Raw genomic sequence first — 24,523 nt, forward strand, 5'->3', positions numbered from 1 at the left:
GTGCCCGAAGGGCGGATGAGGGGCATTGGCCAGCAAACAAAAACCGGCGCCCTCTCAGGCGCCGGTTGATCATGCGATGCGGTGGATCGGTTTACTTGACCGACGGGGTCGGCTGGGATGGCTGGCGGACCTGGCGCCATTCGTTTTCGAGGCGCTGCAGGACATGGGCCGGGATCGTGGCCGGGGCGGCGGTCTTGGGCGAAGTGGTGGTCGTCGTCTGCATGTCTTCCCTCCTCATGCTGGAAGTGTCGGCTTCCAGAACGTCTGCGTGGGCGGAAAGTTCCACACTGTTAAAGCTTTGTAAATGTGAACGGAACGCGCTCTAAACGATTGAAATTTCTTCAATCGTTTTAGTTTTCAACTTTTTTTCCTGGAAGCTCTCCAGTGCCTGGCGGCCAAGGGCGGCCACCGTCTCCAAACGAGGATCTGATCATGCGGATCGACCGGCGAATCGTCTTCGCGGGGCTGCGCCATGCCGTCTTCGGCGGGCGGTTGACCCAGGGGCAGGTGGAGGGGATCGAGGCGGTGCTGACGCGCTTTTGCGCCCGCGGCTGGGCCGATCCGCGCTGGCTGGCCTATATGCTGGCAACCGCACATCACGAGACGGCCGGCACCATGCAGGCGGTGCGCGAGACGCTGGCTGCGACCGACGAGGAGGCCGTGAACCGGCTGGAGCGGGCCTGGCGCGGTGGCAAGCTGCCGACGGTGAAGACACCCTATTGGCGGCGGGATGCCAAGGGGCAGAGCTATTATGGGCGCGGCCTGGTGCAGATCACCCATCGCGAGAATTACGCCAAGATGAGCCGGGTGACCGGGCTCGACCTCGTGGCCGAGCCGGATCTGGCGCTGAGGTTGGACGTCTCCGCAACCATTCTGGTGGTCGGCATGACCGAGGGGCTGTTTTCGGGCGCAAAGCTCTCCGATTACTTTTCGGGCATAAAAGCCGATTGGACAGGCGCGCGAAAAATCGTCAACGGCACCGATCGGGCAAAGAAGATCGCTGTCACGGCGAGGAGCTTCGACGCGGCCATCCGCGCCGGGCTGGTGGTGTGAGCGGGCGCATTGAGCGGTGGCGCCGGCGGTGCTATCGGCTGGTGCGCTGCAACAGCTCTTGAAGGTGCCCCATGATCCGCCACATCGTCTTCTTCACCGTGAAGCCGGAGAATCTCGAGGCTGTCCGGGCGGGGCTGTCGATCCTGACGGAGATCCCGAGTGCTGCGCGGCTGGAGATTGGCACCAATGTGAAGACCGACGGCTTTCACCGCAGCATCGACCTCGTGGTTTACGGCGAATTCGAGGATGAGAGAGCCCTTGCCGCCTACAAGGCGCATCCGCTCTATGAGGAGAGCATCCGCCGGGTGAAGCCGCTGCGCGAGGAGCGGTTTGCGGCGGATTATGTGGTGGAGGATGCGGTGCGAGGGCGGGTGTGAGGCCTCAGCGGCTCTGGCGTCGACGCAGCAGCAGGTAAAGTCCGGCGAGGATCGAGACGCCGAGCAGGAACAGGCCGGCCTGGTTGAAGAAACCGTTGGTGGCGGTGATGTCCATCATGACGCTTCCTCAAGATCCGCGAGAAATGTTCATGCCGGTAAGTGCGCGGCGCAGTTTTGCACGGGAACCGTCTGCTGACAAACGGTCCCGCTGCGGCACGCGAGATGAACCGCAGCGGGACCACCACTCTTAAGCTTGCTTCAGCGCGACCTCACCGAGATCCGAAGCATGGGCCTCAAGGGCCGCCATTGCTTCCGGCCAGCTGGCCGCGTCGATGGCAAGCGCGGTTCTCAGCCAGGCAAGGGTCATGCGTTGGGTGACGGCCAGGCGTTCGGGATCTTCGTCGTCGGTTTCCCTGGCGTCGTAACCGGCGATGCCGCCGAGGCCGTGTTTGCCTCTGAAGAGGGTCAGCAGCGCTTCGGCGCCCGGGGCGTGGCGATAGGGATCGACATGCCAGTCAGCGCCGCGGGGTGTCAGATGCGGATTGTCGTCGGCATCACCGGCAACAACCAGGGTGCGGGTCGTGAGCGTCGAGAAATCCGGGTTGAGCGTGGTGTAGTTCTGGCGGGCGTGATCGCTGAGGCTGTCGCCGCCGAGGCCGGGGGCGGCGAGAAGCACGCCGGCCTTGATGCGCGGTTCCGGGCGGCGAACACGGGTCACGGCCGGGTCGGCGGTGTCGGTTAGGCCGGCGCCGAGCAGCATGCCGACGGTCTGGCCGCCGAGGGAATGGCCGATCGCCGCGATGCGGTCATGATCGAGCCGGCCAGCGAGGATGGGCGATACTTCTTCGATGGCGGCTAAACTGTCGAGGATCAACCTCATGTCGTCGAGCCGCGACTGCCAGAAGAAGGGGTAGCCGGGCGCAGTCTGGCCAAGGCCCGCGACCTTGGAATTGGCATGGGTCGGCTGGATGACGACGAAGCCATGAGCGGCGTAGAAATCGACGAGCGGGCCATAGCCATCCTTCGAAGGGATATAGAGCGAGGGGCCGTGTCCATGCGAGAGCAGGATGATCGGGAGATCGTTTCCGCTCATGGGGGCGGTGACGCGCAGCTCCAGGGGGCGGCCGCGGTCTGGCGCGGGCAGGGTGATCGGGTTGATGGTGAGGGTGGTTTGCGGCGCGGGCGTGGAAATGGCGCGGGCCTTGGCGACGAGATCGTTCATGGGAAGCCTCCGGGGCTGGATTTAAGCGTGCGATCGGGCTAGGGATTAATCGGAACGACGTTCCGAATGCTGGATGGATATACGGAACAGCGTTCCGTTTAGCAAGGGCTGCGCGAATTTTTGGCGTGCGGCAGGAGAATGCGCATGAGTGATGAGGCCGAAAACCACGAGGAAGGCGAACAGCAGGCGGTTCTGCCGCGGGTGCGCGCCGATGCGCGGCGCAACGAGGATGCGCTGCTGGAGGCGGCCAAGGCGATCTTTTCGGAAAGCGGCGTCGATGCTCCGGCGCGCGAGATTGCAAGCCGCGCCGGCGTCGGCGTCGGCACGCTCTATCGCCGCTTCCCGAGCCGCGCGGATCTGGTGATCGCGGTGTTCAAGCGCGAGGTCGACACTTGCACGGCGGAGGCGGCCGCGCTGGCCGAAAACCACCCAGCCGGCGAGGCGCTCACCCTGTGGCTGCGCCGCTATACGAAGTTCATTGCGACGAAGCGCGGGCTGGCCCAGGCTCTGCATTCCGGCGATCCGGCCTTTCAGGGTCTGCCCGACTATTTCCGTCAGAATTTCGAGCCGGCACTGACACGGCTTCTGGACGCCGCCGTTGAGGCGGGTGTGGTTCGGCCCGGAATCGAGCCGTATGAACTGCTGCGCGCCATCGGCAACCTGGCCTCGATCAAGACTGCGGCCCCGGACGGGGAGACGCCCGTGATGGTCGAGCTTCTGATCGACGGTTTACGGTCTGGCGCTGGCAAGGACATGGCTGGCTGAAGCAGCCAGATGAAACTGAGAATGTGCGCAGACGAGGCCCGGGCCGACCTCTGAAGGTCGTCTGATCCGTTTCTTTTCCTGTCGAGGACATCCCCATGAAACTTCCCTTCCGTCTGCCCTGGGCTGAAGCCCGGGATCGAACCGCCATGCCTGAGGAGAAGGCGCTCACTCCCCGCCCCGGGACGGCGCTGGCGCTGATTGCGGGGGAGGGCGAGGCGCGGTGGACGGGCAGATCCTATGCGGCGCTGGCGCGCGAGGGCTTCATGAAGAACCCGGTGGCGCATCGCTGCGTGCGGCTGGTGTCGGAGGCGGCCGCGAGTATCGCCTTCCTTGCTTATCAGCGGGAGACGGAGCGGCCGGAGCATCCGGCGCTGACGCTTCTCGCCAGGCCGAACGGAGCGATGACGGGGGCGGATTTTCTGGAAACGCTCTACGGGCAGCTGCTGCTTTCGGGCAATGCCTATGTGGAGGCAGTGGCGGCCGGTGGGCGCGGTTCGGAGCGGGCGGCGGAGCTGCATCTGCTGCGGCCGGATCGGGTGAGCGTGGTGACAGGCGCCGATGGCTGGCCGTCGGCCTATGACTATCGCGCCGGCACCAGGGCCAGGCGGATTGCGCTCGACAGGCTCTTGCATCTCAAACTCTTTCACCCGCTCGACGACCACGAGGGGTTCGCGCCGCTCGCGGCAGCGCAAGTGGCGCTCGATCTGCACAATGCGGCAGGGCGCTGGAACAAGGCGCTCTTGGACAATTCGGCAAGACCTTCCGGCGCGCTGGTCTATCAGCCGAAGGAGGGCGGCAATCTCTCCGCCGACCAGTATCAGCGGCTGAAGACCGAGCTCGACGAGGGCTATTCCGGCCCGATGCGGGCGGGGCGGCCGCTTTTGCTCGAGGGCGGGCTCGACTGGAAGTCGATGGGGCTGTCGCCCAAGGACATGGATTTCGTCGAGGCTAAGAATGGGGCAGCGCGCGACATTGCGCTCGCCTTCGGCGTGCCGCCCATGCTGCTCGGCATTCCCGGCGACAACACCTATGCCAATTACCAGGAGGCGAACCGCGCCTTCTATCGGCTGACCGTGCTGCCGCTGGTGACGCGCACCGGGGCGTCGCTTTCGGTGTTCCTGGGCGATCTGACCGGCGAGGCGCTGCGCCTGGTGCCGGATCTTGATACGGTGGCGGGGTTGGCGACGGAGCGGGATGCGCTCTGGACGCGGGTCGGGGCGGCGGCGTTCTTGACGGACGAGGAAAAGCGGGAGGCGGTTGGGTATTGAGGGGCTCTTTACCTCTCCCCCCCTGTGGGAGAGGTTACAAAATCGAGGGCTTGAGAGCGATCAGGGCTAAACTTCAGATTTTGTTGGTGAGGGGACCGGTGAAGATGGCACCTGGGTTGGGGCGCGCGCGCCACTCTGCTGGACGGAAGGGTGGGGTGTCACGGGCGCAGTGGCAACTGAACGGATCCCCTCACCAACAAAATCTGAAGTTTAGGCGGCTTGCGCTCGCCTAAGCCTTCGATTTCGCTTTCTCCCCCACCATGGGGGGAGAGGGAGCGGGCCGCACAGCACTGCGCCTATTGCTGCTTAACGAGTTTAGATCCTTCAGCCCTTGTCGTTTTCGCCCGTTGACGGCGCCGGCGAGAGCAACAGTGGCGCGACAGAAAGCCGGCGGCTGATCATAGCGATCACGGTACGACGCAGGGCATGCAGGCGGTGGCCGAGCGCGGTCATCTCGGCTTCGAGCTTGATGTCGCAGGCTTGAGCACCCTTGCGGCCGTAGAAGACATAGGCGAGCGCGATGGACAGCATGGCCATGAGGCCGGCGGCGATCAGCACGTCGGAGAGGAAATGCGCGCCGAAAGCAATGCGGTTGAGGGCGGTCAAGGCGGCGAACAGGCTGAGCAGCACGAAGACGCAGCGGCGCCAAACAACAGGCACAAAGAAGGCGAGCGGGATGAGGCAGACGACGACGGCGGCCTCGCCGGAGACGAAGGAACGGTCGTCGAAGAAATCGCCGCCGAAGGCCCAGGCATGCACGAAGAGATCGTCACCGCCGAATTCAGTGGTGCTGCGCGGGCGCGGACGGTCGAAGATCGGCTTGAAGATGCCGTTTACCAGAAGCGCGGGGCCAAGCAGGAAGAGGCTGGCGAAATAGAGCGTGAAGCGTGGCGGGAAAAGCGACGGCCGCGAGGGATAGATGAGTTTCAGCACCAGGCCGAAGACGAGCACGATGGTGAGCGTCAGCGGGAAATACTGGCCGAAGGCGCGGAAGGTGTTGAGCGCGGTCGTCTTGCTCGCCGGAAAGCCACGGCCTTCGACATAGAACAACCGGCTGACAGCGATGTCGATCTGCGGGAAGGTGACGAAGATTGCCGACAAGGTCAGCGTGACGAGCAGCGCGATGAGAAGCGGTTTTTCCTGGAAGGTGCCGCGCGGCGCGCGCACATCCTGCGTGACATAGACCATGACCATCCCCCGATGTCCTTGAACCCATGCCTTTGATCGCCCGGCAGGATGAAAGCCGTATGACGATTGCATTGTGGTTTTGTGGCAAAGGGCGGGACGACCGGCCACTTCCAGTTCTGCTTGAAGGGGCTGAATCGGTCTGTGAAGGCCCGGCGCCAAGCGATTCAAGCGACTCGACAATCGGGTGACGCGGGCAGGGCCTCGCAGACGACGGACGATGGGAAAAGAGACGCCGGCCGCAGCCTTTTCGGGCGGGATCGTACCGGCCGGCGCCGATCCAGAAGCTAACCGCGAAAGATGAACAAATGACTGATCTCGGCCATGACGGCGGAGTGACTTCCGCACGTCTGATCGGTGCTGTCGCGGGCTCCGCGATTTCGCTGGTCTACCTGCTTCCCAAGCATCGCCGCGAGGCGGCGGTGCGCTTCCTGACCGGGGTCGCCTGCGGGCTGATCTTTGGCGGCCCGACGGGTGTCTGGGGCGCGACGCGGCTTGGTCTGGAGGGTCGGCTGTCGCCTTCGGAGGTGATGCTGGCAGGCGCCACGCTTGCCTCCTTCACCGCCTGGTGGGGGCTGGGTCTTCTGGTGCGGCTGACCGGCCGGGCGGGGGAGAAGGTGCGATGACATGGGCGGCTTCCGTATGGAGAACAGCCCCTCATCCGGCTGCCGCCACCTTCTCCCCGCAGGCGGGGAGAAGGGCATCGGGGCCGGCGTCTTGCCTCCTTCTCCCCGTTCACGGGGAGAAGGTCCCGGCAGGGGGATGAGGGGCAATCCCAGGGGCATCTTTCTTCCAAACGGGATCACCCCCACCCGCCGCGTTGCGGCGACCTCCCCCCTCAAGGGGGAGGTGGGTGCCAGCACAATCAACATCACGAGGAGACGGGCCCATGCAGGCTTTGGAAACGGAGGGTAGGCCGCGGTTTTGTTATGCCGGGCTGACGCTGAAGGGCGTGGCAGGCGACGGGCGGTTTTCGGGCTATGCGAGCCTGTTCGGCGAGGTGGATCTCGGCCGTGATGCGATCGAGCCGGGCGCCTTTGCAGCCTCGCTTGCAAAGCGCGGGGCAGGCGGCGTGCGCATGCTCTACCAGCATGATCCGGCCGAGGTGATCGGCCGCTGGACTGATATCCGCGAGGATGAGCGGGGGCTTTATGTCGAGGGCAAGCTTGCCACCGATGTGGCCCGGGCCCGCGAGGTGCATGCGCTGATGAAGGCGGGTGCGCTCGATGGTCTCTCGATCGGCTTTCGGGCGGTCAAGACGAGGAGCGACCGCAAGACCGGGGTGCGGCGCATCCTGGAGGCCGATCTTTGGGAGATCTCGGTGGTGACCTTTCCCATGCTGCCGACGGCGAGGGTCTCCAACGTCAAGCACAGGCGGTTTTACCGCGACAGGGAAACCGAGCTCGTTCGGCTGATGCGCCGGGCGGCTCGCGCGATGGCAAAAAATCACTTCACGAAAGGATGAGCGACATGGAAGAGGCGATGACGGCAGGCGAAGGCATGATGGGAGCGGCGGGCAAAGACGCCGCCGCTGCGGGCGGGGCAGGCGGCAGGCGCGGCAAAGGCGGACCGGCCAGCCTGGCACCGGAGGTCAAGGCGGCGCCCGATACGGTGACGGCGGCCTTTGCCGAATTCATGACGGCCTTCGAGGCGTTCAAGGAGGCCAATGACGAGCGGCTGGGCGAGATCGAGGAGAAGCTGTCGAGCGATGTCGTGACCCGCGACAAGGTCGACCGCATCAACAAGGCGATCGATGAACAAAGCCGGCTGCTCGACGAACTGGTGCTGAAGAAACGCCGTCCGGCGCTGGAGCGGCCCGGCCGCGACGAGGCGGGGCTTGCCGAACACAAGGCGGCCTTCGAGACCTATGTGCGGCGTGGCGACGACCAGGCGCTGCGCGATCTCGACCAGAAGGCGCTGTCGGCAGGGGTTTCCGGCGATGGCGGCTATCTGGTGCCGCCGCAGGTGGACGAGGAGATTGGCCGGAGGCTGAGGGTGATCTCGCCGATCAGGTCGCTCGCGACCGTGCGGCAGGTCTCGGGTTCCGTGCTGAAGAAGCCGTTTGCGGCAAGCGGCTTTGCGAGCGGCTGGGTGGCCGAGACGGCGGCGCGCACGCAGACCGGCACGCCGGAACTCTCCGAGCTCGCCTTCCCGACCATGGAGCTCTATGCCATGCCGGCGGCAACGCAGGCGCTGCTCGACGATGCCGCCGTCGACATCGAGGCCTGGATTGCCGCCGAAGTCGACATTGCCTTTGCCGAACAGGAGGGCGAGGCCTTCGTCTCGGGCGACGGTGTGCTGAAGCCGAAGGGGTTCCTCGCCTATGACCAGGTCGACGACGCCGCCTGGGAATGGGGCAAGATCGGCACGGTTGCGACCGGCGCGGCCGGGGCCTTTGCGGCAAGCGGAGCCTCCGACGTTTTGATCAACGTGGTCTATGCGCTGAAGGCGGGGCATCGTCAGAACGGCAGCTTCGTGATGAGCCGCAGGACGCAAGGGGCGGTGCGCAAGCTGAAGGATGCCGATGGCAACTATCTCTGGGCACCGCCGGCGCGCGCCGGTGACCCCGCCTCGCTGATGGGCTTCCCGGTGGCGGAATCCGAGGACATGCCTGATATCGCGGCCAATGCGACGGCAATCGCCTTCGGTGATTTCCGGGCGGGGTATCTCGTGGTGGATCGGGTGGGGGTGCGGGTGTTGCGCGATCCCTATTCGGCCAAGCCCTATGTGCTTTTCTACACGACAAAACGTGTCGGTGGCGGCGTGCAGAACTTCGAGGCGATCAAGCTGGTGAAGTTTGGGCTGTGAGCGTTTGACCCTCCCCTCGAGGGGGAGGGTCGGAGCGTAGCTCCGGGGTGGGGTGAAACCGCGCCGGACTGGGGCCCGGTCACCCCCACCCGCCGCTTTGCGGCGACCTCCCCCCTCAAGGGGGAGGTGAGGTGGTGGCCGCCCTTGCTTTGCCATGTCGCCCCTCATCCGCCTGCCGGCACCTTCTCCCCGCAGGCGGGGAGAAGAGCGAATGCGGCTGGCGGCGGCGCCTCCTTCTCCCCGTTCACGGGGAGAAGGTGCCCGAAGGGCGGATGAGGGGCAGTCACCTAGGACATCAGCGCATTCTCAAACTGTAGGACACCCTCATGACCATCATCGAACTCACCCCTCCGACTGCCGAGCCGCTGACGCTTGTCGAGATCAGGGCGCATCTGAGGCTCGAGACGGAGGAGGAGGACGCGCTGCTTGCAGCACTCGCCATCGTCGCGCGCGAGCATATGGAGCGCGAGACCGGGCTGGTTCTGGCGGCGCGGGATTTCAGGCTGTGTCTCGACGACTGGCCGGCGGACGGGATCGTGACGATCCCGCGTGGGCCGGTGCGGACGGTCGCTTCGGTGACGGTTTACGATGGCGACGGTGAGCCGCAGGCGGTGGATCTCGACGGGCATCTGCTCGATGGCGAGGCCCGTCCGGCAAGGCTTTGGCTGCGCGCGGTGCCGGAGCCGGGACGGGCGATGAACGGGATCGAGATCGAGTTTTCCGCCGGCTTCGGCGAGAGCGGGGCGGATGTGCCGGAGACGCTGAAGCGGGCGATGTTGCTGCATGTCGCGGCGATGTTTGCGACCCGCGGCGTGGTTGCGGCCGAGGCCCAGCCGGCGGTGGTGCCGCCGGGCTATGACCGGCTGATTGCGCCCTTCTGCCGAAGGAGACTCTGACCATGGCGCTTCTGGATATCGATGCCGGCCGGCTGACGGCGCGGCTGGTGCTGGAACGGCCGGAGGCGGTCGAGGACGGCCAGGGCGGGGCGGTGGCGGGGTTCGTTGAAGTCGCTCGCGTTTGGGCGCTCGTCGAGCCGAAGGTCTTTGGCGAGGCGGAGAAGGGGCCGGGGCTCGTGTCGGAGGTGACGCATCATGTGACGATCAGGGCACGGAGCGATCTCGTCGCCGGCCAGCGGTTCCGCAAGGGCGCGCGTCTGTTCGACATCCTGGCCATGCGCGATCCGGATGAGACGGGGCGGTTTCAGGTCGCGCTCTGCCGCGAGGTGACCGGATGACCGGGGCGCGGGAGAGGACGGCGCTGGAGGAGACGGGGATGCGGCTCGGCGACTTGCTGCGACGCGCGCTGCGGAAGCGGCTGGCGCGACGGCCGGAGCAGGGTGGGGCCGCGGAAAACCGTCTACCGTCTGTTGAACGGGACCCCACAGGGCGCGGTGATGCAGAGAGCGGACAAGTTGTTTCGGATCGCTGAGCGACGGTGCAGGCAACGGGGCTTTGTCACTCTGTGCGGCCCCTGAAGCGCGGGCAGTAGAACGCCATTCAAGACGGGAAGTGTGAAACATGACCAATGCAGTCAATGCCTTGCTGGCGGCGCTTCAACAGGCGGTGAAGGCGGATGCGGCGCTGATGGCGGCGCTGGGACCGCAGGGGATCAGTGACCGCACGGTTCGGCCGCAGCGCTTTCCGGCCGTCATTGTCGGCTTGGTCGAGGCGCGGGATTTTTCCACCGGCGAGGCGGACGGGGCGGAGATCCTGCTGACGCTCGAGGCCTGGAGCGCGGTGTCGCGCCGCGAGGCCGAAGCGCTGGTTGCTGACGTCAGGCGGGTGGCGCACGGTTTGCCGGAGACGATGGACGGGTTCCGGCTGGTCACCTTTCGCCACCGGCGCACGGTCAGTCGACGCGAGGTGAAGGCCGGACTGTTCGTCGCGGAGGCAAGCTTTCGGGCGGTGGTGGAGTGAGGGCTCCACGCGTCGACACCTCATCCTGAGGTGCCCGCGCAGCGCGCGGGCCTCGAAGGATCCTGTCGTGGTTTCTCAGTGGCCTTGATCCTTCGAGGCCGGACTACGCCCGGCACCTCAGGATGAGGGACCGATGATGGTCGAGCCGGCGCCTTCCACCCGCCCCCTTTTTGCAATCACCGCCAGCGCCAGGATCGCCGCGAAACCCGTGGCGGCAAGCAGAGTGGCGAGGACGAGGCCGGCATGGATGCCGGCGCGGTCGATGACGGCGGTCATCAGCACGGGGGCGGTGGCGTTGGCGAGGTTTTGCGGAAGGGAGAGGCGGGCCGACTGGCGGGCGAAGCGGCTGGCCGAGAAGAAGGCGAGCGGCATCGTGGCCCGTGCCAGCGCGCTGACGCCGGAGCCGAATCCGTAGAGCGCGGTGAAGATCAAAAGGCTCGACGGCGTGCCGGAAAAGAAGATCAGCAGGAGCGTCGAGGCGGTCAGCATGGCGCCGCCGGCAAGCCCGGTGGTGACGGGCGAAGAGCGCTTGCCGAGCACCAGATCGAAGGCGCGGGCGGAAATGCCGAAGACGGCGCGCAGCGACCCCAGCTGGAGCGCGAGCGCCGGCGTGGCGCCGGAGAGTTCGAGGATATGCAGGAGCTGTGGCGAGAGCCCGAAGGTCATCAGGCTGGAGAGCGAGCTCGACAGGGCGATCAGCAGGAAGGCGGCAAGCGCCATGCGGTGGCTCAGGGCGAGCGGCTCGATCGCATCGGCGGCGCGGTCTTCCTCCGAGCGGGTGATGGCGATGCGTCCGACGGCGAGATGCACGGGCAATGCGATGAAGACCTGCGCGGCGGCGGCGGCGAGAAGTGCACCGCGCCAGCCGAAAGCTTCGCCCGCGAGCGTCAGCAGCGGCCAGCAGACGGCCGAGGAAAGGCCGGTGAAGATCATTAGGATGCCGATCGCGCGGCGGGCCCCGTGACCTTCGCGTTCGACGACGGCGGCGAAGGCCGGCACGGTGAGCGCGAAGGAGCCGCCGGCCCCGAGGATGAGCCAGGCGATGGCATAGGTGACGAGGCCAGTGGAGAGCGAAAGGGCGATGAGGCCCGCGGCCATCAGGACGGACCCCATGGCGAGCACGCGGGACGCCCCGTGGCGGCCGATCATCCGGCCGGTCCAGGGCCCGAGAAAGGCCATGGTCAGCATCATCACGGTGAGCCCGGCAAAGGCCATCTCATTGGCGAGCCCGAGCTCGGCGGCCATGGCACGCCCGAAGACCGCCGGCATTTCATAGGTCGTGCCCCAGCCGAGGATCTGCGAGACCGCGAGCGCGGCGACAAGGAGAGTACGGGAGAGGTTCATGCGGAGACTCGAGACGGGGAGAGGCGAAGCGGCGGGTGGCTTCTTCTAGGCCGGTTGCCGGGTGGGCGATAGGGCGAAATCTTGTGGGGGCAGCACCTCTGCCTGGACCTCATGCTGAGGTGCCCGCGTGAAGCGCGGGCCTCGAAGCATCCATCTGTTTTAATGCACTGGTGGCCTCGACCCTTCGAGGCCCGCTTCTGCGGGCACCTCAGGGTGAGGGGATATGCAGGCAATTGCCTCGACCCTTCCCCTCAAGGGGGAGGTGGGTGGCGGCCCCGAGCGTCTCGTCCCAGCAGCAGTCAACATTCACATCATCAAGGAGAGACGCCATGGGCGCGCAGAAGGGCAAGGATCTCTTGCTGAAGGTCGAGGATGGGGCAGGCTTCGTGACGGTGGCGGGATTGCGGGCGAGGCGGCTCGCGTTCAATGCGCAATCCGTCGATGTGACCGACAGCGAAAGTGTCGGGCGCTGGCGGGAGCTGTTGGAAGGAGCCGGTGTCCGGCGGGCGGGGCTGACCGGGTCCGGTCTGTTCAAGGACGAGGCGTCCGATGCGCTTATCCGGGCGGCCTTCTTTGGCGGGTCGATCCTGACCTACCAGGTGTTGATCCCGGATTTTGGCACGGTGACGGCGCCGTTCCAGGTGACCGCGCTCGACTATGCCGGCAATCACGACGGCGAGGTGACCTTCGAGATCGCGCTGGAATCGGCCGGTGCCGTTTCCTTCGCGGCGCTGTGAGGCGGTCATGCGGGGATATGGCGCAGAGGAACGGGCGGAGCCGATGACGGTGAGCCGCGCCAACCGCCATCGCGGCGAGGTCGAGGCGGTAATCGATGGCGAGCGGCGGATCCTGTGCCTGACGCTCGGCGCACTGGCCGAGCTGGAAACGGCCTTCGGGGCGGAGAGCCTGACCGATCTTGCCGCACGCTTTGCCGGCGGCAGGCTAAGAAGCGCGGATCTCACGCGCATTCTGGCCTGCGGCTTGCGTGGCGGCGGAAACCGGCTGTCGGATGCCGATGTGGCCGAGATGGCGGTCGAGGGCGGGGTGGCGGGTGCGGCCAAGGTGGTCGGCGAGTTGCTCGCGGTCACCTTCGGCGCGCCGTTGGTCGAGGCCGGCCTGGACACGTCGAGACCGGGCGAGGGCCGCACCTCCCCTTGAGGGCCGCAGGCGGGCAAGAGATCAGGCACGACGTGCGGCCCTTCCCTTGGGACATGGCCATGACGCTCGGGCTCTCCCGCCTGCGGCTTTCACCCGAAGTGTTCTGGCGCCTGAGCCTGCCCGAATTGGCGGCGATGGCGGGGGCGTTTGCTGACCAGAGCGGGTTGACGCGGCGCGAGGTCGAGACGTTGATGCGGAGGTTTCCGGATTGAACGTGGGCGTGGGTAACGTCAGGAATGAACCTTGGCGCCCCTGTTGGACCGGCGGCTCACGGCGATGGTTCAACCCACCCGCGCGTTTCGCGCGACCTCCCCCTCAAGGGGGAGGTGGGTGGCACGAGCACCGGGGTCGCCTCGGGGTTAGGAGGACTGAGCGGCGAGCAGATCGTGCAATGCAGTCAGTCGTTGAACGAAGGCCGGATAGGCACGCTGGAGCCGCTGCACGTTGTCGACGACCTTCTCGGGCTTGAGGTCGAAGCCGTATTTGTGACGGACGAGGTGACGAAAGCCCTTGAGCTCGGTCAGATCGATATGCAGATCTGGCGGCAACAGCGCTGGCCTGCGGCCTGAAATCTCCGAGGCCATCTGGTCGAGGACATCCTGGTGAACTGTCGGCCCTGAGGGGGCAGATCCGTCGAGATCACGGGCAAGGCTCATGAGGATGTCCTCGATCCCGTTATAGACATTGTGCACGCCGAGCGAAGCCGCCGAGACGGCACCCCAATCCCCATCATCAACATCCTGGCGGTGGCGATCGAAGAAGTCTGCGAGCTGACCGAGTTCGCGTTCGCATCGCTCGAGCCTCGGCGACAGCCTGGAGAATTCAGCCAGCGTGAACGGCGTCATGCAGGAGCTCTTCTACCCGGGCAGGGTCAAGATCGGTTTCGAAGATGAGGTCATAGTCGATGTCGGCTCCCCGCAAATGGGATGCGACGAGCTGTTCGGCGCGCAGACGGCGCACAGGGTCGAGCCTTCCACGCACCAAGAGGTCCACATCCGAATGGAGCCGGAATTCGCCGCGCGCGAGGGACCCGACGGGGGTGATCTCGAAGTCTTGCCTAGCTGCGTCGAGCACAATCTCGTTGACCAGACGCTGCGCAAGCGCGCGTCGAGGTTCGAGCCTTTCGGCAATCAGCCTTTGCATGCGGTTCATCGGTCGTTCTCCTAGCATCACCCTAGCGCAAGCAAGACCGTGCCGGAAGTCGCCTTCGTTTCTCCAGTCTCCTCGATGCTGGAGAGCCGCCTTCCACCTTCATGAAAGGAAGATCCCATGACCGATGACGACACGCTCGACCTGTCTGTCGATCTCGATGCGGGCGCGGCGCTGGCCGTGCTGGAGGACCTCGAAAGCCGGTCCGCGAGTTTTGGCCGGACGCTGACGTCCGCCTTGCGCGGGGCGACCACGGGCGGCAAGGGGCTGGAGGAGGTCTTGCGCCGCGTCGGCATGCGGCTGACCGATATTGCCCTCTCGGCGGGTTTGAAGCCGCTGGAAGGGCTGTTGGGTGACGCCGCCGAAAGCGTGATCGGTAGCCTGAGTGCCGGTTTCGACCGGATGTCGGGCGCCGGCGTGACGGCCTATGCGGCGGGCGGCGTGCCGGGGCGGGTCATGGCTTTTGCCGCTGGCGGCGTGGTTGCGGCGCCGACCTATTTTCCGATGTCGGGCGGAATGGGCCTGATGGGCGAGGCAGGCGCCGAGGCGATCCTGCCTCTGAAGCGGGGTGCCGACGGGGCACTCGGCGTGGCGGCGGAAGGCGGCAGTGGGACCACGGTTATCCATTTCCAGGTGATGGCGAGCGATGCCGCGAGTTTTGCGAGAAGCGAAGGCCAGATTACCGCCATGCTGGCGCGCTCGGTCGGGCGCGGGCGGCGGGGACTTTGAGGTTGGCGGTAGGTGGTAGGCAGTAGGCTGTAGGGAGTAGGGAAGGGGCAGCTAATCCTCCGAGGCCCGCGCGGGGCGCGGGCGCCTCAGGATGAGGGCAGTTACGGCGGATGGGTGGTCACAGGTGTTCGGTCCTGGACCCGGCAAGGTAACCAGCCAACTTATGAGACGACCTGTCTCAGGCGACGACCTCCAGATCCGTCTGACAAAACTCGTCGGCTGTGGCGAGGATCGGGACACCGTGAAATTTGGCGCAGGCATAATGCAGGCAGTCGCCGAGGTTCAGGCCATGCCGGCCGCTGCGGTAGCGATCGGCGGCCAGCAGAGCGAGCCTCGTCGTCTCGGCGGCGGGTGGCAGATCACGGACGTCGATGCCGCGTGCATCGAGAAACTCGCGCACCAGATTTTCAACGGTCGGGATCGGCAGGTTGAACTTGTCAGGGCGGGCGAGGCCGAGCACGGTTTCAAGAACGGCCACCGGTGAGGTGAAGGGATCACTGGCTCCGGCCAGCGCCTGTGATACGCGGTCGGCTTCCGGCTCGTTCGACAGAAGCCCAATGATGGCGCATGCATCGACGAACATCAGCCATTATCCCACAGGGTATTGAAGGCCTGGCGGGGAAGCGGCTTCTGTGCTTGCTCGTCGAGCACCACCTGATGCTTGGCGCGGAGGCGGGCAGCCGTCTCGAGCGGCGTTTCGGCAAGGCTGCGCCGCTCGATCGCTTCGCGCATGGCGATGACGATGGCGTCGGTGATGCCGACGCCGGCCATCTGCGCGAACTGCCGTGTCAGCGCATCGGCCTCCGGATTGTTGACGTTGATGGCCATTTTGAGCTCCATGTAGATTTTCTCGTCTCACAATGTAGATCAGGCTGGCCGTTTTTCCAAGGTTGTCCCGCCGGACGCTCGCGGGTTCCGGCGCCTATGCAGGCGGTTCTCCGACAAAATCCATCAAATGGAGGAAGGCATGGCCTTTCATGAACAGCGTTTTCCGCTGCGCCTGTCGCTGACATCGAGCGGCGGGCCGGGGCGGCAGACGGATATTGTGTCGCTGTCGAACGGGCGCGAGGCGCGCAATCGGCGCTGGCGGTTTTCGAGGCGTCGCTACGATGTCGGGACGGCGGTGCGGTCGGTGGCCGATCTCTATGCTGTCTTGGAATTCTTCGAGGCGCGCGGCGGGCAGCTGCATGGCTTTCGGTTCCGCGATCCCGTGGACGGTTCCTCCGCGCGGCCGGGCGAGGCGGTGACGGCGCTCGACCAGTGGATCGGCACGGGCGACGGCGAGACCTCGGTCTTTCAGCTGGTGAAGGCCTATGGCGATGGCGCGGCGGTGGAGCGGCGGCCGGTGGTGAAGCCGGTGGCGGGATCGGTGCGGATCGCGCTCGATGGCGTTGAACTGACCGAGGGGTTCACCTGCGATGCGGCGACCGGGATCCTGACATTCGCGGCCGGGCATGTGCCGGCGGTGGGCACGGAGATCCGGGCGGGCTTCGACTATGACGTGCCGGTGCGGTTCGATACCGACCGGATCGAGATCGATCTCGAGGCCTTTCGGGCCGGGCGCATTCCCTCCATTCCGCTGATCGAGGTGATCCCATGAAGCGACTTCCGCAAGCGCTGGCCGCGCATGTGGCGACGGGCGAAACGACGCTGTGTCGTGCCTGGAGGGTGACCTGCCGCGATGGCTTCAGGCTGGGCTTGACCGAGCACGACCAGCGGCTTGTCTTTGACGGCACGGTGTTCGAGCCGGGCACGGGGTTTGCCGCGACCGAGGCAAGCAGCGCCAGCGGGCTCGCCGCTCCCGGCGCCGAGGTGCGCGGCGGGTTTTCGAGCGAGTCGATCACGGAAGCCGATCTGGCGGCCGGACGTTATGACGGGGCGCGGGTCGAGCTTTTTCTCGTCAACTGGCAGGCGCCGGAGGACCAGCATGTGCTGGTTACGGTGCAGGAGATCGGCGAGGTGAGCCGGGCGGGGCCGGGCTTTTCGGCGGAGCTCCGGAGTTATGCCCATCGCCTGCAGCAGCCGGAGGGGCGGATCTACAACCGGCGTTGTGACGCCGATCTCGGCGATAGCAGATGCCGGGTGAACATGGCGGTCGCGAACCGCCGCGTTTCGTCTGTGGTTGCGCAAGTGCTCGCGGCAGACCACGTGGCGGTGTCGGGGCTGCCGGATCTGGTCGAGGGGCATTTCCGGCTGGGCCATCTCCGCTTCGATGCCGGCCTGCTTGCCGGGCGGCGGGTGGCGATCGAGGAGAGCGGGGCGGCGGAAGGCGGGCTGGTGTTGCTGAGGTTGTGGCTGCCACTGGAGGCGCGACCGGCAGCCGGCGATGCCGTGACGCTGACCGTTGGCTGCGACAAGAGTTTTGCAACCTGTCGAGAGAAGTTCGGCAACCAGCTGAATTTTCGCGGGTTTCCGCATATGCCCGGCAGCGACTTTGCCTATTCCTATGTCGGCGGCGACAGCACCCATGATGGCGGTGTGCTTTATCGGTGACTGCCTAAAAACCCTCCCCTTGAGGGGGAGGGTCGGACCGGAGGTCCGGGGTGGGGTGAGCCTGGCTTGCTCCTCTTCGGGTAACCCCCACCCGCTGCTTTGCGTCGACCTCCCCCCTCAAGGGGGAGATACGGGCGCTGGCGCCCGGCCCATCTTCCCCCAGCATGAAAGGACTGCATCATGAAGATCATCTGCCCCGACGGAGACGGTTACGCCTACTATGTCCAGGCGGTCGACGAGACCCGGTATGCGCGGGTGAACGGCGTCGAGACGTTTCTGGTGAAGGCCGGCGACTACTGGAACGGGCCTGACGGCAGCGACGCGCAGAACTATCGCGAGCGCTGCGAGGCACGGGTGACGACGGAGGATGCGGTCGGCTCCACTTGGCGCTATGCCTTTCACCTGAAGATCCCGGAGGACTATCCGGAATTCAGCCCGAAGCAGACGCTCGGGCAATGGCATAACGGCTCCTATGACAGCGTCTTCAACCGTTACGAGGAAGGTGTCTTCACCATCTGCCTCAACAACAAGGAGACGGGCGTGTTCGACGAGACCGAGGTCACCGTCACCAAGGGTGTCTGGAACACCTTCAGCTATACCTTCACCTGGCACTCGACGGCCGGTGCCGTGGCAGCGTCGGTCAACGGGCGTACCGTGTTGCGGCGAAGCGGGTTTGCGCTTCTGCCGGCGGCGACGACCTCGGTCTATTTCAAGTATGGCATCTATCGCAACATGACCGCGGGGCTCACTGGGCCGGATCAGCAGGTGAGTTATCGCCGGGTAAGCCGGGCGGCGGTGTGAGGGGGTAGTGACTTGGTAACACCCTCCCCTCGAGGGGGAGGGTCGGACCGGAGGTCCGGGGTGGGGTGACGACCGCCTGCTCCTCAAGTTCACCCCCACCCGCCGCTTCGCGGCGACCTCCCCCCTCAAGGGGGAGGTGGGTGGCTGCAGGCGGTCCGCCCTCATCCTGAGCTGCCCCGCGCGAGCAGGGGCCTCGAAGGACCCTGTTATGGGCCTCGACCCTTCGAGGCCCTCGCGCAGCGAGGGCACCTCAGGGTGAGGGGAAATCTTGGCGAGTGTCGGGGCAATGCCGCGCTTCGCCTCAATCTTATGGATCTGCGTCCATCGGCAGATCCGGAGGCCGCATGCGGCCGTGGCGGATCGTCACGAGGATGATCCGGTCTGCCTCGATCCTGTAGTCGATCAGATAGTCGCCGGTCACCAAGGTGCGGGCACCTGGGACGGGGAGGCTGCGGGCAACCGGGCCGGCCTCGGGATGGGCCGTGAGAAGAAGCTTCGCATCAGAGATCCGCGTGGCGAAAGCTTTCGCTGCCGCTGGATTGCGTTGCTGCAGATAGTGCATTTCCGTCCGAAGCCAGCGCGCCGCCGATTTCGAAAGGATGACGCGCATCAGGCGACCTTATCGGATGCGATGCGCTTCAGGTCCTTGAGGACCTCGTCCAAATCTTCCACGTCGCCTGCTGCGACCTCGGCGAGGCCCTGTTGATAGGCAAGAATATCTGCGCCTTCCTGTTGAAGATAGGCTTTCAGTGCCCGGACCATGACCCAGCTGCGTGAGCGTTCGGTCGCCCGTGCGATTGTCTCGATATCGGCGAGCACGTCCGCGGGTATGCGGAGCGTAATCGGATCAGACAGTGTGGGCTTGGTCATCGGAGCCTCCATGGCGATGGTAATACATTGTAATACGGCGCTCTGGAGAGGTGAAGCGCTATCAGGAGGGAATTGAACTCTGCTTCTCCTGCACCATCGCCAGCTTCCGGAGATGCTTCTCAATCTCAATGAGAATCGCCAGGAAGCCGCAGATGATGGCTGCTAGGACTGTACCGCCGATCAGGCCAAGCACCGCCATGGGGACATTCTCGCCGCGCCCCATCGGCGACAGAAAGCCGGCCAAGGTACAGCCGATGATGATGATGAAGGCCAGCAGATTGTTGATGGTATCGAGTGCGCCAATCAAAGTTCTGTTCATGTCTTACCCCTCTTTTTTGCGTAAACTCAATCAGAAGTAGGCATTTTTGTCTGCTGCGCTCTTGTTTTGGTCTCGGCCAAAATTGGGCGGTACATCGCTTCAGTGACGTACTTGCCCCTATTATACTTCCAAAACTCCGGAGCCTCCCATGTCCATCAATGCACAAGTCCTGGCGGTGGCCGGGACGTGGATCGGCACGCCCTATCGGCATCAGGGGGCGGTGAAGGGGGTGGGGTGTGATTGTCTGGGGCTTATTCGCGGGATCTGGCGGGAGCTTTATGGGCAAGAGCCGGAAGCGGTGCCGGCCTATGCGCCCGACTGGGCAGAGCGGGGCGGCGAGGAGCGGCTGATGGCGGCGGCGGCGCGGCATTTTTTGAGCGTGCCGTCCTTTGCGGAGAGCCGGCCGGGAGATCTGGTGCTGTTTCGCTTTCGACCCCATCTGGCGGCGAAACATGCGGGGATTTTGGCGCGGCTGCCAGACGAGTGTAGCGGCACGGACGGCGCTGCCTGCCTTGAGAGAGCCGGCGCCGTGCCCATCCTCGATGCCTTCATCCACGCTTACGAGCAATCGGCGGTGACGCTGTCGGCGCTGGTGCCGGGGTGGCGGCGCAAGATTGCCGGCATCTATCGCTTTCCTGAGAGGATCTGACGATGGCGACCATTCTTCTGCAGGCGGCGGGGGCGGCCCTTGGTTCGGTTTTCGGCCCTGTCGGTGCGATCATCGGGCGGGCGGCGGGGGCGCTGGCGGGCAGCGTGATCGATCGCAGCCTGCTGGGCGGAACGCGGGAGGTGAATGGCGCGCGGCTCTCGTCGGCAAGGCTCGCCGGCGCGAGCGAGGGAACGGCGATCCCGCGGCTCTATGGCACGGCAAGGCTTGGCGGCACGCTGATCTGGGCGACGCGCTTCGAGGAGGAGACGGTGACCGAGCGGACCGGCGGCAAGTCCTCCGGAGGCACGCGCACGACGACCTATCGCTACTATGCCAATCTGGCGCTCGGGCTTTGTGAGGGACCGATCGCCGGCGTGCGGCGGGTCTGGGCAGACGGGGGCGAACTCGATACGACCGAGATCGAGATGCGGGTCTATCGCGGCACGGAAAGCCAGCCGGCCGATCCGCTGATTGCGGCCAAGCAGGGCAGCGGCCGGGCGCCAGCCTATCGCGGGCTGGCATACGTTGTCTTCGAGCGGCTGCCGCTGGATGATTTCGGCAATCGCATTCCGCTTCTTCAGTTCGAGGTGATCCGGCCCGTGGGGACGCTGGAGGAGAAGATCAAGGCAGTCACGATCATTCCCGGTGCGACCGAGCATGGTTATGCGACCTCACGGGTTTCGGATGCGCCGCGCGAGGGCGAGAAACGCTGGCTGAACCGCAACACGCTGGTTGCGTCGACCGACTGGCAGGCCTCGCTGGATGAGTTGCAGGCGCTTTGCCCCAGTCTCGAAAGTGTGGCCTTGGTGGTCGCCTGGTTCGGCACGGATCTGCGCGCCGGGAACTGCCGGGTGCTGCCGGGTGTCGAGGTCGGCTATCGCCGCGAGGAGAGCCGGGCCTGGAGCGTGGCGGGTTTGTCGCGCGATGAGGCTTACGTGGTGTCGCGCCATGCCGGTGGCCCCGCCTATGGCGGCTCGCCGAGCGATGAGAGCCTCATCGAAGCAATCCGTGACCTGAAGGCGCGCGGCTTGAAGGTGACGCTCTATCCATTTGTTTTGATGGACATTCCCGCAGGAAACGGTCTGCCCGATCCCTATGGCGGAACCGAGCAGGCGGCCTATCCCTGGCGGGGGCGGATCACGGCCTATCCGGCGAGCGCCGACAAGACGGCGGCGGCGCGGGCACAGGTTTCGACATTCGTGACACGCAGCGAGGGCTACCGGCGGTTCGTGCGGCACTATGCGACGCTCGCGGCCTCGGCCGGCGGGGTGGATGGGTTTCTGCTGGGCTCGGAACTGAAGGGGCTGACGACGCTGCGCGATGAGGCAAATGCCTTTCCGTTTGTCGAGGCGTTGGTGTCGCTGGCCGGCGAGGTGCGCGGCATTCTGGGTGGGGCGACAGCGATTTCCTATGGGGCGGACTGGAGCGAATATTTCGGTCATCAGCCGGCGGACGGGTCGGGCGACGTCTTCTTCCATCTCGATCCGCTCTGGGCGAGCCCCGATGTGTCGGCTGTCGGCATCGACAACTACATGCCGGTGGCCGACTGGCGCGATGACGATCTGGAAGAGGCGAGCCCGGACGGTTTTGCGGGCGCTGAGGATGCGGAGGCTTTCGCCCGCATGCTGACGGCCGGCGAGGGCTATGACTGGTTCTATGCCAGCGCGGCGGACCGGCAGGCGCGGGTGAGGACGCCGATCAGTGATGGTGCCTATGGCAAGCCGTGGGTGTTCAGGTTCAAGGATCTCGAAAGCTGGTGGGGCAACCGCCATCATAACCGGATCGGCGGGGTGGAGCAGGCAAGCCCAACGGCGTGGATGCCTGAGATGAAACCCTTCTGGTTCACCGAACTCGGCTGCGGCGCGGTGGACAAGGGGGCGAACCAGCCGAATGTCTTTGTCGACGCGAAATCGGTGGAGAGCGGCAGGCCGTATTTCTCCGCAGGTCAGCGCAGCGACAGCCAGCAGCGGCGGTTTCTGGAGGCCCATCTCGACCACTGGCAAGGCAGCGTCGCGCCGGAGGGTCTGGTCGATCCCGAGGGCATCTATGTCTGGACCTGGGATGCACGGCCTTTTCCCGCCTTTCCGCAGAATAGCGGGCTTTGGGCCGACGGGTTGAACTGGCGCACTGGGCATTGGCTAAACGGGCGGTTGGGCACGGCGACGCTTGCCGACACCATTGCTGCGATTCTCAGGGATCACGGCTTTGATGATTTCGACGTGTCGGAAGTGGCGGGCGATCTCGGTGGTTACGTGAAGGGGGATCTCACTTCGGCGCGCGATCTGATCGAGCCGTTGATCGAGCTCTTCCAGATCGACGTGATCGAAGAGGGCGGGCGCTTGAAGTTTCGCACGCGGCCGACGGCGAGCCTGCCAGCGCGGGAGATCACCGTGCTGGCCGACCTTGCCGACCAGCCACTCTGGAGCGAGACGCGCGGTCATGACAGCGACTTTGCCTCGGAAGCGCTGGTGACCTTCTACGATCCGGCGGCCGATTATGCTGAGGCGAGCATGCGCTCGCGCAAGGTGGAGGCGGCGACCGAGCGACAGCTTGTCCGCGACCTGCCGGCGGCGATCCCCGAAGAAACGGCGCTCGCCGCTGCCGAAGGCTGGCTGCGCGACAACCGGCTGGCGCGGCGGACGCTGCAACTGACGCTGGGGCCGGGGGAGGTGGCGGTCGAGCCGGGGGATGTGCTGCGCTTGCCCGACGGCCCCGAGGGACGTTTCCTAGTTCAGACGATCGAGGACGGTTTCGAACGGCGGCTGACGCTGAGGGCCTTTGCGGGAAAGGTGTCTGCACCGGTTGCCGTTGTGGATCCTGATCGTTTGCCGGATGGTGGCGGTGCGCTGGGTTTTGCGCCGGTGGTGGCATTCCTCGATCTGCCGAGGCTGGAGAGCGCAAGCCATGCCGGCGATGCCAGCGTCGCGGCTTTCGCGCGCCCCTGGCGACGGCTTGCTGTGTCGAGTTCGCCAGAGGCGGAGGCATACCGGCTGAGGCTGACGCTGGATCGTCCGGCAACGATCGGGCGGTTGGTCGAGGCGTTGGGGCCGGGGCCCGTCGGACGCTTCGACCCGGGAAATGCAGTCCTTGTCGATCTCGTCAGCGGGGCCTTTGCCTCGGCGAGCCGCTTGGCTGTGCTTTCGGGCGCGAACCGGCTGGCGGTCCGCGCGGCACCTGGTGGCCGGGAGGTCTTGGGCTTTGCCGAGGCCGAGGAGGTGGCGACGGGTCGCTTCCGGTTGACGGGTTTGCTGCGCGGGCTGGGCGGCACGGAGGATGCGACCGCTGCCGGGGCGGGGGTCGGAGCCGAGGTCGTGCTGCTCGACGAGGCGGTGCGATCGCTGGGGCTTGTGAATGCCGAACGCGGCGCGGCGCAGAACTGGATCCTGGAGCCGATGGGGCTGGTGACGGAGCTGTCGGGACCCTTTGTCTTCGACGGCGGCCTGCGGGCCGAGACGCCACTGTCGCCGGTGCATGCGCGGGTGGTGCGGCTGGTGTCGGGCGATCTGCATGTCTCCTGGATCCGTCGCAGCCGCATTGAGGCCGATGCCTGGGCTGAAGGGGAGGTGCCGCTCGACGAGGCGGAGGAGCGCTACCGGCTGGACATCATAAATGGCAGCGCCGTGGTCCGCACTGTGGAGGTCGGCGAGTCGGAGTTCAGCTATGCGGCTGCCGATGAGCTGGCCGATTTCGGAATGCCGCAGACGGTGCTTGGCTTGCGCCTGCGCCAGCTGGGGCGGCTTTCCGCCGGTCTGCCGCTGGAGGCGGTGGTCGCAGTTCGATGATGATCAACGAAGAGGAGAAGGACATGCTGGAGATGAAACCCTGGTATCAGTCGAAGACCGTCTGGGGCGCCTTGATCGCGATGGCGGCGCCATTGTTCGGTCGCGCCGGGCTCGAGGTGGGCGGCGCCGAGCAGGCGGAAATCGCCGACGCGCTGACCACACTCGCCGGCACGCTTGGTGGGCTTCTGGCGCTTTACGGGCGGCTGACAGCGACGAAGGGCGTGGGCGGTTGAGTTGGATTCTGCCCGCTTCACCCACAAGATTACGAGGCATTCATTTGCCATTCAGACGCCTTGCGGTACATAATTTGCCGAAGTGGACGTCATCCAAGAAGTAGCAGCAATGGCATCTTTCATGAAATACACGGGCCTGGCACTGGCCTTGACCGTGGCGGCTTTGCCGGCGGGCGGGAGCGATGCCGTGGCGGCGGACTGCAGGGCGGCGGCGGCGCGCGTCGTGGCAGAAGTGGGCGGACAGTTGCTTTCCGTGCGCGAATCGGGCGGTGAATGCGTGATTGTCGTGCTCGTTCCGGGCAGTGGCAGCGAGCGGCCGCGTAAGGTCACCATGCGTGTCGCACAGTGACCGTGGCCGCGTGACTGTGCCGAAAGCCTGACTCTCCGCCGATCAAGGGGTGA

Annotated in this window: 33 protein-coding genes; 21 read left to right on the forward strand and 12 right to left on the reverse strand. The window is 65.7% G+C overall.

The window, feature by feature from the left end; genetic code table 11:
• Positions 1-91 precede the first annotated feature (91 nt).
• The gene (locus M1E12_RS04000; protein WP_281281684.1) at positions 92-223 is read right to left on the reverse strand and encodes a hypothetical protein; all 132 of its coding nucleotides are present in this window, start codon (positions 221-223) and stop codon (positions 92-94) included.
• 209 nt (positions 224-432) lie between these two features.
• Between M1E12_RS04000 and M1E12_RS04005 the strand changes: the two genes are divergently transcribed.
• Together M1E12_RS04005 and M1E12_RS04010 are read left to right on the forward strand one after the other, a co-directional pair.
• Complete coding sequence (locus M1E12_RS04005; RefSeq protein WP_479563817.1) at positions 433-1,053, forward strand: glycoside hydrolase family 19 protein; 621 nt, start codon at positions 433-435, stop codon at positions 1,051-1,053.
• A gap of 71 nt (positions 1,054-1,124) precedes the next feature.
• Positions 1,125-1,430, forward strand: coding sequence for a Dabb family protein (locus tag M1E12_RS04010; RefSeq protein WP_479563818.1), 306 nt, complete (start codon positions 1,125-1,127; stop codon positions 1,428-1,430).
• Between the two features lie 4 nt (positions 1,431-1,434).
• Here the strand turns inward: M1E12_RS04010 and M1E12_RS04015 are convergent, their stop codons facing one another.
• Both M1E12_RS04015 and M1E12_RS04020 read right to left on the reverse strand, forming a co-directional pair.
• Positions 1,435-1,548: an LPXTG cell wall anchor domain-containing protein gene (locus M1E12_RS04015; RefSeq protein ID WP_479563819.1), complete on the reverse strand. Its 114-nt coding sequence runs from the start codon at positions 1,546-1,548 to the stop codon at positions 1,435-1,437.
• A 129-nt stretch (positions 1,549-1,677) separates the two neighbouring features.
• Positions 1,678-2,652, reverse strand: a complete 975-nt coding sequence (locus M1E12_RS04020) for an alpha/beta hydrolase family protein (protein WP_479563820.1) — start codon at positions 2,650-2,652, stop codon at positions 1,678-1,680.
• Between the two features lie 144 nt (positions 2,653-2,796).
• Here M1E12_RS04020 and M1E12_RS04025 point away from each other — a divergent pair, with 144 nt between their 5' ends.
• Positions 2,797-3,417, forward strand: coding sequence for a TetR/AcrR family transcriptional regulator (locus tag M1E12_RS04025; RefSeq protein ID WP_479563821.1), 621 nt, complete (start codon positions 2,797-2,799; stop codon positions 3,415-3,417).
• Between the two features lie 95 nt (positions 3,418-3,512).
• Entirely contained in the window at positions 3,513-4,685 is a 1,173-nt protein-coding gene (locus M1E12_RS04030) for a phage portal protein (protein WP_479563822.1), read from the forward strand.
• A gap of 324 nt (positions 4,686-5,009) precedes the next feature.
• On the opposite strand, the gene M1E12_RS04035 is transcribed toward M1E12_RS04030, so the two are convergent.
• Positions 5,010-5,879, reverse strand: coding sequence for a phosphatase PAP2 family protein (locus M1E12_RS04035; protein ID WP_479563823.1), 870 nt, complete (start codon positions 5,877-5,879; stop codon positions 5,010-5,012).
• Between the two features lie 299 nt (positions 5,880-6,178).
• On the opposite strand from M1E12_RS04035, the gene M1E12_RS04040 reads away from it, so the two are divergent.
• From M1E12_RS04040 to M1E12_RS04065, 6 genes are all read left to right on the forward strand, one after another.
• A complete protein-coding gene (locus M1E12_RS04040; RefSeq protein WP_136538590.1) occupies positions 6,179-6,496 on the forward strand; it encodes a DUF6107 family protein in 318 nt (105 codons plus the stop codon).
• Between the two features lie 263 nt (positions 6,497-6,759).
• Positions 6,760-7,335, forward strand: coding sequence for an HK97 family phage prohead protease (locus tag M1E12_RS04045; protein WP_479563824.1), 576 nt, complete (start codon positions 6,760-6,762; stop codon positions 7,333-7,335).
• Between the two features lie 5 nt (positions 7,336-7,340).
• Positions 7,341-8,678 (forward strand): phage major capsid protein, encoded by a 1,338-nt coding sequence (locus tag M1E12_RS04050; RefSeq protein ID WP_479563825.1) that lies wholly within the window; start codon positions 7,341-7,343, stop codon positions 8,676-8,678.
• Between the two features lie 326 nt (positions 8,679-9,004).
• Positions 9,005-9,574, forward strand: coding sequence for a head-tail connector protein (locus M1E12_RS04055; RefSeq protein ID WP_479563826.1), 570 nt, complete (start codon positions 9,005-9,007; stop codon positions 9,572-9,574).
• A gap of 2 nt (positions 9,575-9,576) precedes the next feature.
• A complete protein-coding gene (locus tag M1E12_RS04060) occupies positions 9,577-9,912 on the forward strand; it encodes a phage head closure protein (protein ID WP_479563827.1) in 336 nt (111 codons plus the stop codon).
• 283 nt (positions 9,913-10,195) lie between these two features.
• Positions 10,196-10,594, forward strand: coding sequence for a DUF3168 domain-containing protein (locus M1E12_RS04065; protein WP_479563828.1), 399 nt, complete (start codon positions 10,196-10,198; stop codon positions 10,592-10,594).
• Between the two features lie 117 nt (positions 10,595-10,711).
• On the opposite strand, the gene M1E12_RS04070 is transcribed toward M1E12_RS04065, so the two are convergent.
• The gene (locus M1E12_RS04070; RefSeq protein WP_479563829.1) at positions 10,712-11,938 is read right to left on the reverse strand and encodes an MFS transporter; all 1,227 of its coding nucleotides are present in this window, start codon (positions 11,936-11,938) and stop codon (positions 10,712-10,714) included.
• A gap of 329 nt (positions 11,939-12,267) precedes the next feature.
• Here M1E12_RS04070 and M1E12_RS04075 point away from each other — a divergent pair, with 329 nt between their 5' ends.
• The 3 genes from M1E12_RS04075 to M1E12_RS04085 are packed head-to-tail and all read left to right on the forward strand — an operon-like array spanning position 12,268 to position 13,308.
• Positions 12,268-12,675, forward strand: a complete 408-nt coding sequence (locus M1E12_RS04075) for a phage major tail protein, TP901-1 family (protein WP_479563830.1) — start codon at positions 12,268-12,270, stop codon at positions 12,673-12,675.
• A 43-nt stretch (positions 12,676-12,718) separates the two neighbouring features.
• On the forward strand, positions 12,719-13,096 hold the full coding sequence (locus M1E12_RS04080; RefSeq protein WP_479563831.1) for a gene transfer agent family protein: 378 nt from the start codon (positions 12,719-12,721) through the stop codon (positions 13,094-13,096).
• A gap of 59 nt (positions 13,097-13,155) precedes the next feature.
• A complete protein-coding gene (locus M1E12_RS04085; RefSeq protein ID WP_136538601.1) occupies positions 13,156-13,308 on the forward strand; it encodes a phage tail assembly chaperone in 153 nt (50 codons plus the stop codon).
• Positions 13,309-13,455: 147 nt separating this feature from the next.
• Here M1E12_RS04085 and M1E12_RS04090 read toward each other — a convergent pair whose 3' ends face one another.
• Together M1E12_RS04090 and M1E12_RS04095 are read right to left on the reverse strand one after the other, a co-directional pair.
• The gene (locus tag M1E12_RS04090) at positions 13,456-13,941 is read right to left on the reverse strand and encodes a ribonuclease toxin HepT-like protein (RefSeq protein WP_479563832.1); all 486 of its coding nucleotides are present in this window, start codon (positions 13,939-13,941) and stop codon (positions 13,456-13,458) included.
• Entirely contained in the window at positions 13,919-14,248 is a 330-nt protein-coding gene (locus M1E12_RS04095) for a nucleotidyltransferase domain-containing protein (protein WP_479563833.1), read from the reverse strand. Before M1E12_RS04095 ends, M1E12_RS04090 begins: the two co-directional genes overlap by 23 nt.
• Before the next feature lie 117 nt (positions 14,249-14,365).
• Here M1E12_RS04095 and M1E12_RS04100 point away from each other — a divergent pair, with 117 nt between their 5' ends.
• A complete protein-coding gene (locus tag M1E12_RS04100; RefSeq protein WP_479563834.1) occupies positions 14,366-14,974 on the forward strand; it encodes a phage tail tape measure protein in 609 nt (202 codons plus the stop codon).
• 178 nt (positions 14,975-15,152) lie between these two features.
• Here the strand turns inward: M1E12_RS04100 and M1E12_RS04105 are convergent, their stop codons facing one another.
• Both M1E12_RS04105 and M1E12_RS04110 read right to left on the reverse strand, forming a co-directional pair.
• Positions 15,153-15,557, reverse strand: coding sequence for a type II toxin-antitoxin system VapC family toxin (locus tag M1E12_RS04105; protein WP_479563835.1), 405 nt, complete (start codon positions 15,555-15,557; stop codon positions 15,153-15,155).
• Entirely contained in the window at positions 15,557-15,802 is a 246-nt protein-coding gene (locus tag M1E12_RS04110) for a type II toxin-antitoxin system VapB family antitoxin (protein ID WP_479564826.1), read from the reverse strand. The genes M1E12_RS04105 and M1E12_RS04110 overlap by 1 nt, the downstream gene beginning before the upstream one ends.
• Positions 15,803-15,941: 139 nt before the next feature.
• Here M1E12_RS04110 and M1E12_RS04115 point away from each other — a divergent pair, with 139 nt between their 5' ends.
• From M1E12_RS04115 to M1E12_RS04125, 3 genes are all read left to right on the forward strand, one after another.
• Positions 15,942-16,574: a phage distal tail protein, Rcc01695 family gene (locus M1E12_RS04115; protein WP_479563836.1), complete on the forward strand. Its 633-nt coding sequence runs from the start codon at positions 15,942-15,944 to the stop codon at positions 16,572-16,574.
• Entirely contained in the window at positions 16,571-17,467 is an 897-nt protein-coding gene (locus M1E12_RS04120; RefSeq protein WP_479563837.1) for a DUF2163 domain-containing protein, read from the forward strand. Before M1E12_RS04115 ends, M1E12_RS04120 begins: the two co-directional genes overlap by 4 nt.
• Before the next feature lie 180 nt (positions 17,468-17,647).
• Positions 17,648-18,268, forward strand: coding sequence for a heparin lyase I family protein (locus M1E12_RS04125; RefSeq protein WP_479563838.1), 621 nt, complete (start codon positions 17,648-17,650; stop codon positions 18,266-18,268).
• Positions 18,269-18,575: 307 nt separating this feature from the next.
• On the opposite strand, the gene M1E12_RS04130 is transcribed toward M1E12_RS04125, so the two are convergent.
• From M1E12_RS04130 to M1E12_RS04140, 3 genes are all read right to left on the reverse strand, one after another.
• Positions 18,576-18,878 carry a type II toxin-antitoxin system RelE/ParE family toxin gene (locus M1E12_RS04130; RefSeq protein WP_479563839.1) on the reverse strand — a complete coding sequence of 101 codons (303 nt, stop codon included), beginning with the start codon at positions 18,876-18,878 and terminating at the stop codon, positions 18,576-18,578.
• On the reverse strand, positions 18,878-19,138 hold the full coding sequence (locus M1E12_RS04135; protein ID WP_113462432.1) for a CopG family ribbon-helix-helix protein: 261 nt from the start codon (positions 19,136-19,138) through the stop codon (positions 18,878-18,880). The genes M1E12_RS04130 and M1E12_RS04135 overlap by 1 nt, the downstream gene beginning before the upstream one ends.
• Before the next feature lie 61 nt (positions 19,139-19,199).
• A complete protein-coding gene (locus tag M1E12_RS04140; RefSeq protein ID WP_479563840.1) occupies positions 19,200-19,457 on the reverse strand; it encodes a hypothetical protein in 258 nt (85 codons plus the stop codon).
• A 148-nt stretch (positions 19,458-19,605) separates the two neighbouring features.
• Between M1E12_RS04140 and M1E12_RS04145 the strand changes: the two genes are divergently transcribed.
• The 4 genes from M1E12_RS04145 to M1E12_RS04160 all read left to right on the forward strand — a co-directional run bounded on the left by M1E12_RS04145 (position 19,606) and on the right by M1E12_RS04160 (position 24,470).
• Positions 19,606-20,106 carry a C40 family peptidase gene (locus tag M1E12_RS04145; RefSeq protein WP_479563841.1) on the forward strand — a complete coding sequence of 167 codons (501 nt, stop codon included), beginning with the start codon at positions 19,606-19,608 and terminating at the stop codon, positions 20,104-20,106.
• Positions 20,107-20,108: 2 nt separating this feature from the next.
• Positions 20,109-23,888 (forward strand): baseplate multidomain protein megatron, encoded by a 3,780-nt coding sequence (locus tag M1E12_RS04150; protein WP_479563842.1) that lies wholly within the window; start codon positions 20,109-20,111, stop codon positions 23,886-23,888.
• Between the two features lie 23 nt (positions 23,889-23,911).
• Complete coding sequence (locus M1E12_RS04155) at positions 23,912-24,121, forward strand: hypothetical protein (RefSeq protein ID WP_479563843.1); 210 nt, start codon at positions 23,912-23,914, stop codon at positions 24,119-24,121.
• Between the two features lie 136 nt (positions 24,122-24,257).
• Positions 24,258-24,470 (forward strand): hypothetical protein, encoded by a 213-nt coding sequence (locus M1E12_RS04160; protein WP_162760192.1) that lies wholly within the window; start codon positions 24,258-24,260, stop codon positions 24,468-24,470.
• The last annotated feature ends 53 nt before the right edge of the window (positions 24,471-24,523 follow it).

Source organism: Rhizobium sp. K33, assembly GCF_056501445.1.

Bases quoted from the DNA above. Each gene is read 5' to 3' on its own strand.
- M1E12_RS04000 (WP_281281684.1), bottom strand. From the start codon at position 223: ATGCAGACGACGACCACCACTTCGCCCAAGACCGCCGCCCCGGCCACG.
- M1E12_RS04005 (WP_479563817.1), top strand. From the start codon at position 433: ATGCGGATCGACCGGCGAATCGTCTTCGCGGGGCTGCGCCATGCCGTC.
- M1E12_RS04010 (WP_479563818.1), top strand. From the start codon at position 1,125: ATGATCCGCCACATCGTCTTCTTCACCGTGAAGCCGGAGAATCTCGAG.
- M1E12_RS04015 (WP_479563819.1), bottom strand. From the start codon at position 1,548: ATGATGGACATCACCGCCACCAACGGTTTCTTCAACCAGGCCGGCCTG.
- M1E12_RS04020 (WP_479563820.1), bottom strand. From the start codon at position 2,652: ATGAACGATCTCGTCGCCAAGGCCCGCGCCATTTCCACGCCCGCGCCG.
- M1E12_RS04025 (WP_479563821.1), top strand. From the start codon at position 2,797: ATGAGTGATGAGGCCGAAAACCACGAGGAAGGCGAACAGCAGGCGGTT.
- M1E12_RS04030 (WP_479563822.1), top strand. From the start codon at position 3,513: ATGAAACTTCCCTTCCGTCTGCCCTGGGCTGAAGCCCGGGATCGAACC.
- M1E12_RS04035 (WP_479563823.1), bottom strand. From the start codon at position 5,879: ATGGTCATGGTCTATGTCACGCAGGATGTGCGCGCGCCGCGCGGCACC.
- M1E12_RS04040 (WP_136538590.1), top strand. From the start codon at position 6,179: ATGACTGATCTCGGCCATGACGGCGGAGTGACTTCCGCACGTCTGATC.
- M1E12_RS04045 (WP_479563824.1), top strand. From the start codon at position 6,760: ATGCAGGCTTTGGAAACGGAGGGTAGGCCGCGGTTTTGTTATGCCGGG.
- M1E12_RS04050 (WP_479563825.1), top strand. From the start codon at position 7,341: ATGGAAGAGGCGATGACGGCAGGCGAAGGCATGATGGGAGCGGCGGGC.
- M1E12_RS04055 (WP_479563826.1), top strand. From the start codon at position 9,005: ATGACCATCATCGAACTCACCCCTCCGACTGCCGAGCCGCTGACGCTT.
- M1E12_RS04060 (WP_479563827.1), top strand. From the start codon at position 9,577: ATGGCGCTTCTGGATATCGATGCCGGCCGGCTGACGGCGCGGCTGGTG.
- M1E12_RS04065 (WP_479563828.1), top strand. From the start codon at position 10,196: ATGACCAATGCAGTCAATGCCTTGCTGGCGGCGCTTCAACAGGCGGTG.
- M1E12_RS04070 (WP_479563829.1), bottom strand. From the start codon at position 11,938: ATGAACCTCTCCCGTACTCTCCTTGTCGCCGCGCTCGCGGTCTCGCAG.
- M1E12_RS04075 (WP_479563830.1), top strand. From the start codon at position 12,268: ATGGGCGCGCAGAAGGGCAAGGATCTCTTGCTGAAGGTCGAGGATGGG.
- M1E12_RS04080 (WP_479563831.1), top strand. From the start codon at position 12,719: ATGACGGTGAGCCGCGCCAACCGCCATCGCGGCGAGGTCGAGGCGGTA.
- M1E12_RS04085 (WP_136538601.1), top strand. From the start codon at position 13,156: ATGACGCTCGGGCTCTCCCGCCTGCGGCTTTCACCCGAAGTGTTCTGG.
- M1E12_RS04090 (WP_479563832.1), bottom strand. From the start codon at position 13,941: ATGACGCCGTTCACGCTGGCTGAATTCTCCAGGCTGTCGCCGAGGCTC.
- M1E12_RS04095 (WP_479563833.1), bottom strand. From the start codon at position 14,248: ATGAACCGCATGCAAAGGCTGATTGCCGAAAGGCTCGAACCTCGACGC.
- M1E12_RS04100 (WP_479563834.1), top strand. From the start codon at position 14,366: ATGACCGATGACGACACGCTCGACCTGTCTGTCGATCTCGATGCGGGC.
- M1E12_RS04105 (WP_479563835.1), bottom strand. From the start codon at position 15,557: ATGTTCGTCGATGCATGCGCCATCATTGGGCTTCTGTCGAACGAGCCG.
- M1E12_RS04110 (WP_479564826.1), bottom strand. From the start codon at position 15,802: ATGGCCATCAACGTCAACAATCCGGAGGCCGATGCGCTGACACGGCAG.
- M1E12_RS04115 (WP_479563836.1), top strand. From the start codon at position 15,942: ATGGCCTTTCATGAACAGCGTTTTCCGCTGCGCCTGTCGCTGACATCG.
- M1E12_RS04120 (WP_479563837.1), top strand. From the start codon at position 16,571: ATGAAGCGACTTCCGCAAGCGCTGGCCGCGCATGTGGCGACGGGCGAA.
- M1E12_RS04125 (WP_479563838.1), top strand. From the start codon at position 17,648: ATGAAGATCATCTGCCCCGACGGAGACGGTTACGCCTACTATGTCCAG.
- M1E12_RS04130 (WP_479563839.1), bottom strand. From the start codon at position 18,878: ATGCGCGTCATCCTTTCGAAATCGGCGGCGCGCTGGCTTCGGACGGAA.
- M1E12_RS04135 (WP_113462432.1), bottom strand. From the start codon at position 19,138: ATGACCAAGCCCACACTGTCTGATCCGATTACGCTCCGCATACCCGCG.
- M1E12_RS04140 (WP_479563840.1), bottom strand. From the start codon at position 19,457: ATGAACAGAACTTTGATTGGCGCACTCGATACCATCAACAATCTGCTG.
- M1E12_RS04145 (WP_479563841.1), top strand. From the start codon at position 19,606: ATGTCCATCAATGCACAAGTCCTGGCGGTGGCCGGGACGTGGATCGGC.
- M1E12_RS04150 (WP_479563842.1), top strand. From the start codon at position 20,109: ATGGCGACCATTCTTCTGCAGGCGGCGGGGGCGGCCCTTGGTTCGGTT.
- M1E12_RS04155 (WP_479563843.1), top strand. From the start codon at position 23,912: ATGCTGGAGATGAAACCCTGGTATCAGTCGAAGACCGTCTGGGGCGCC.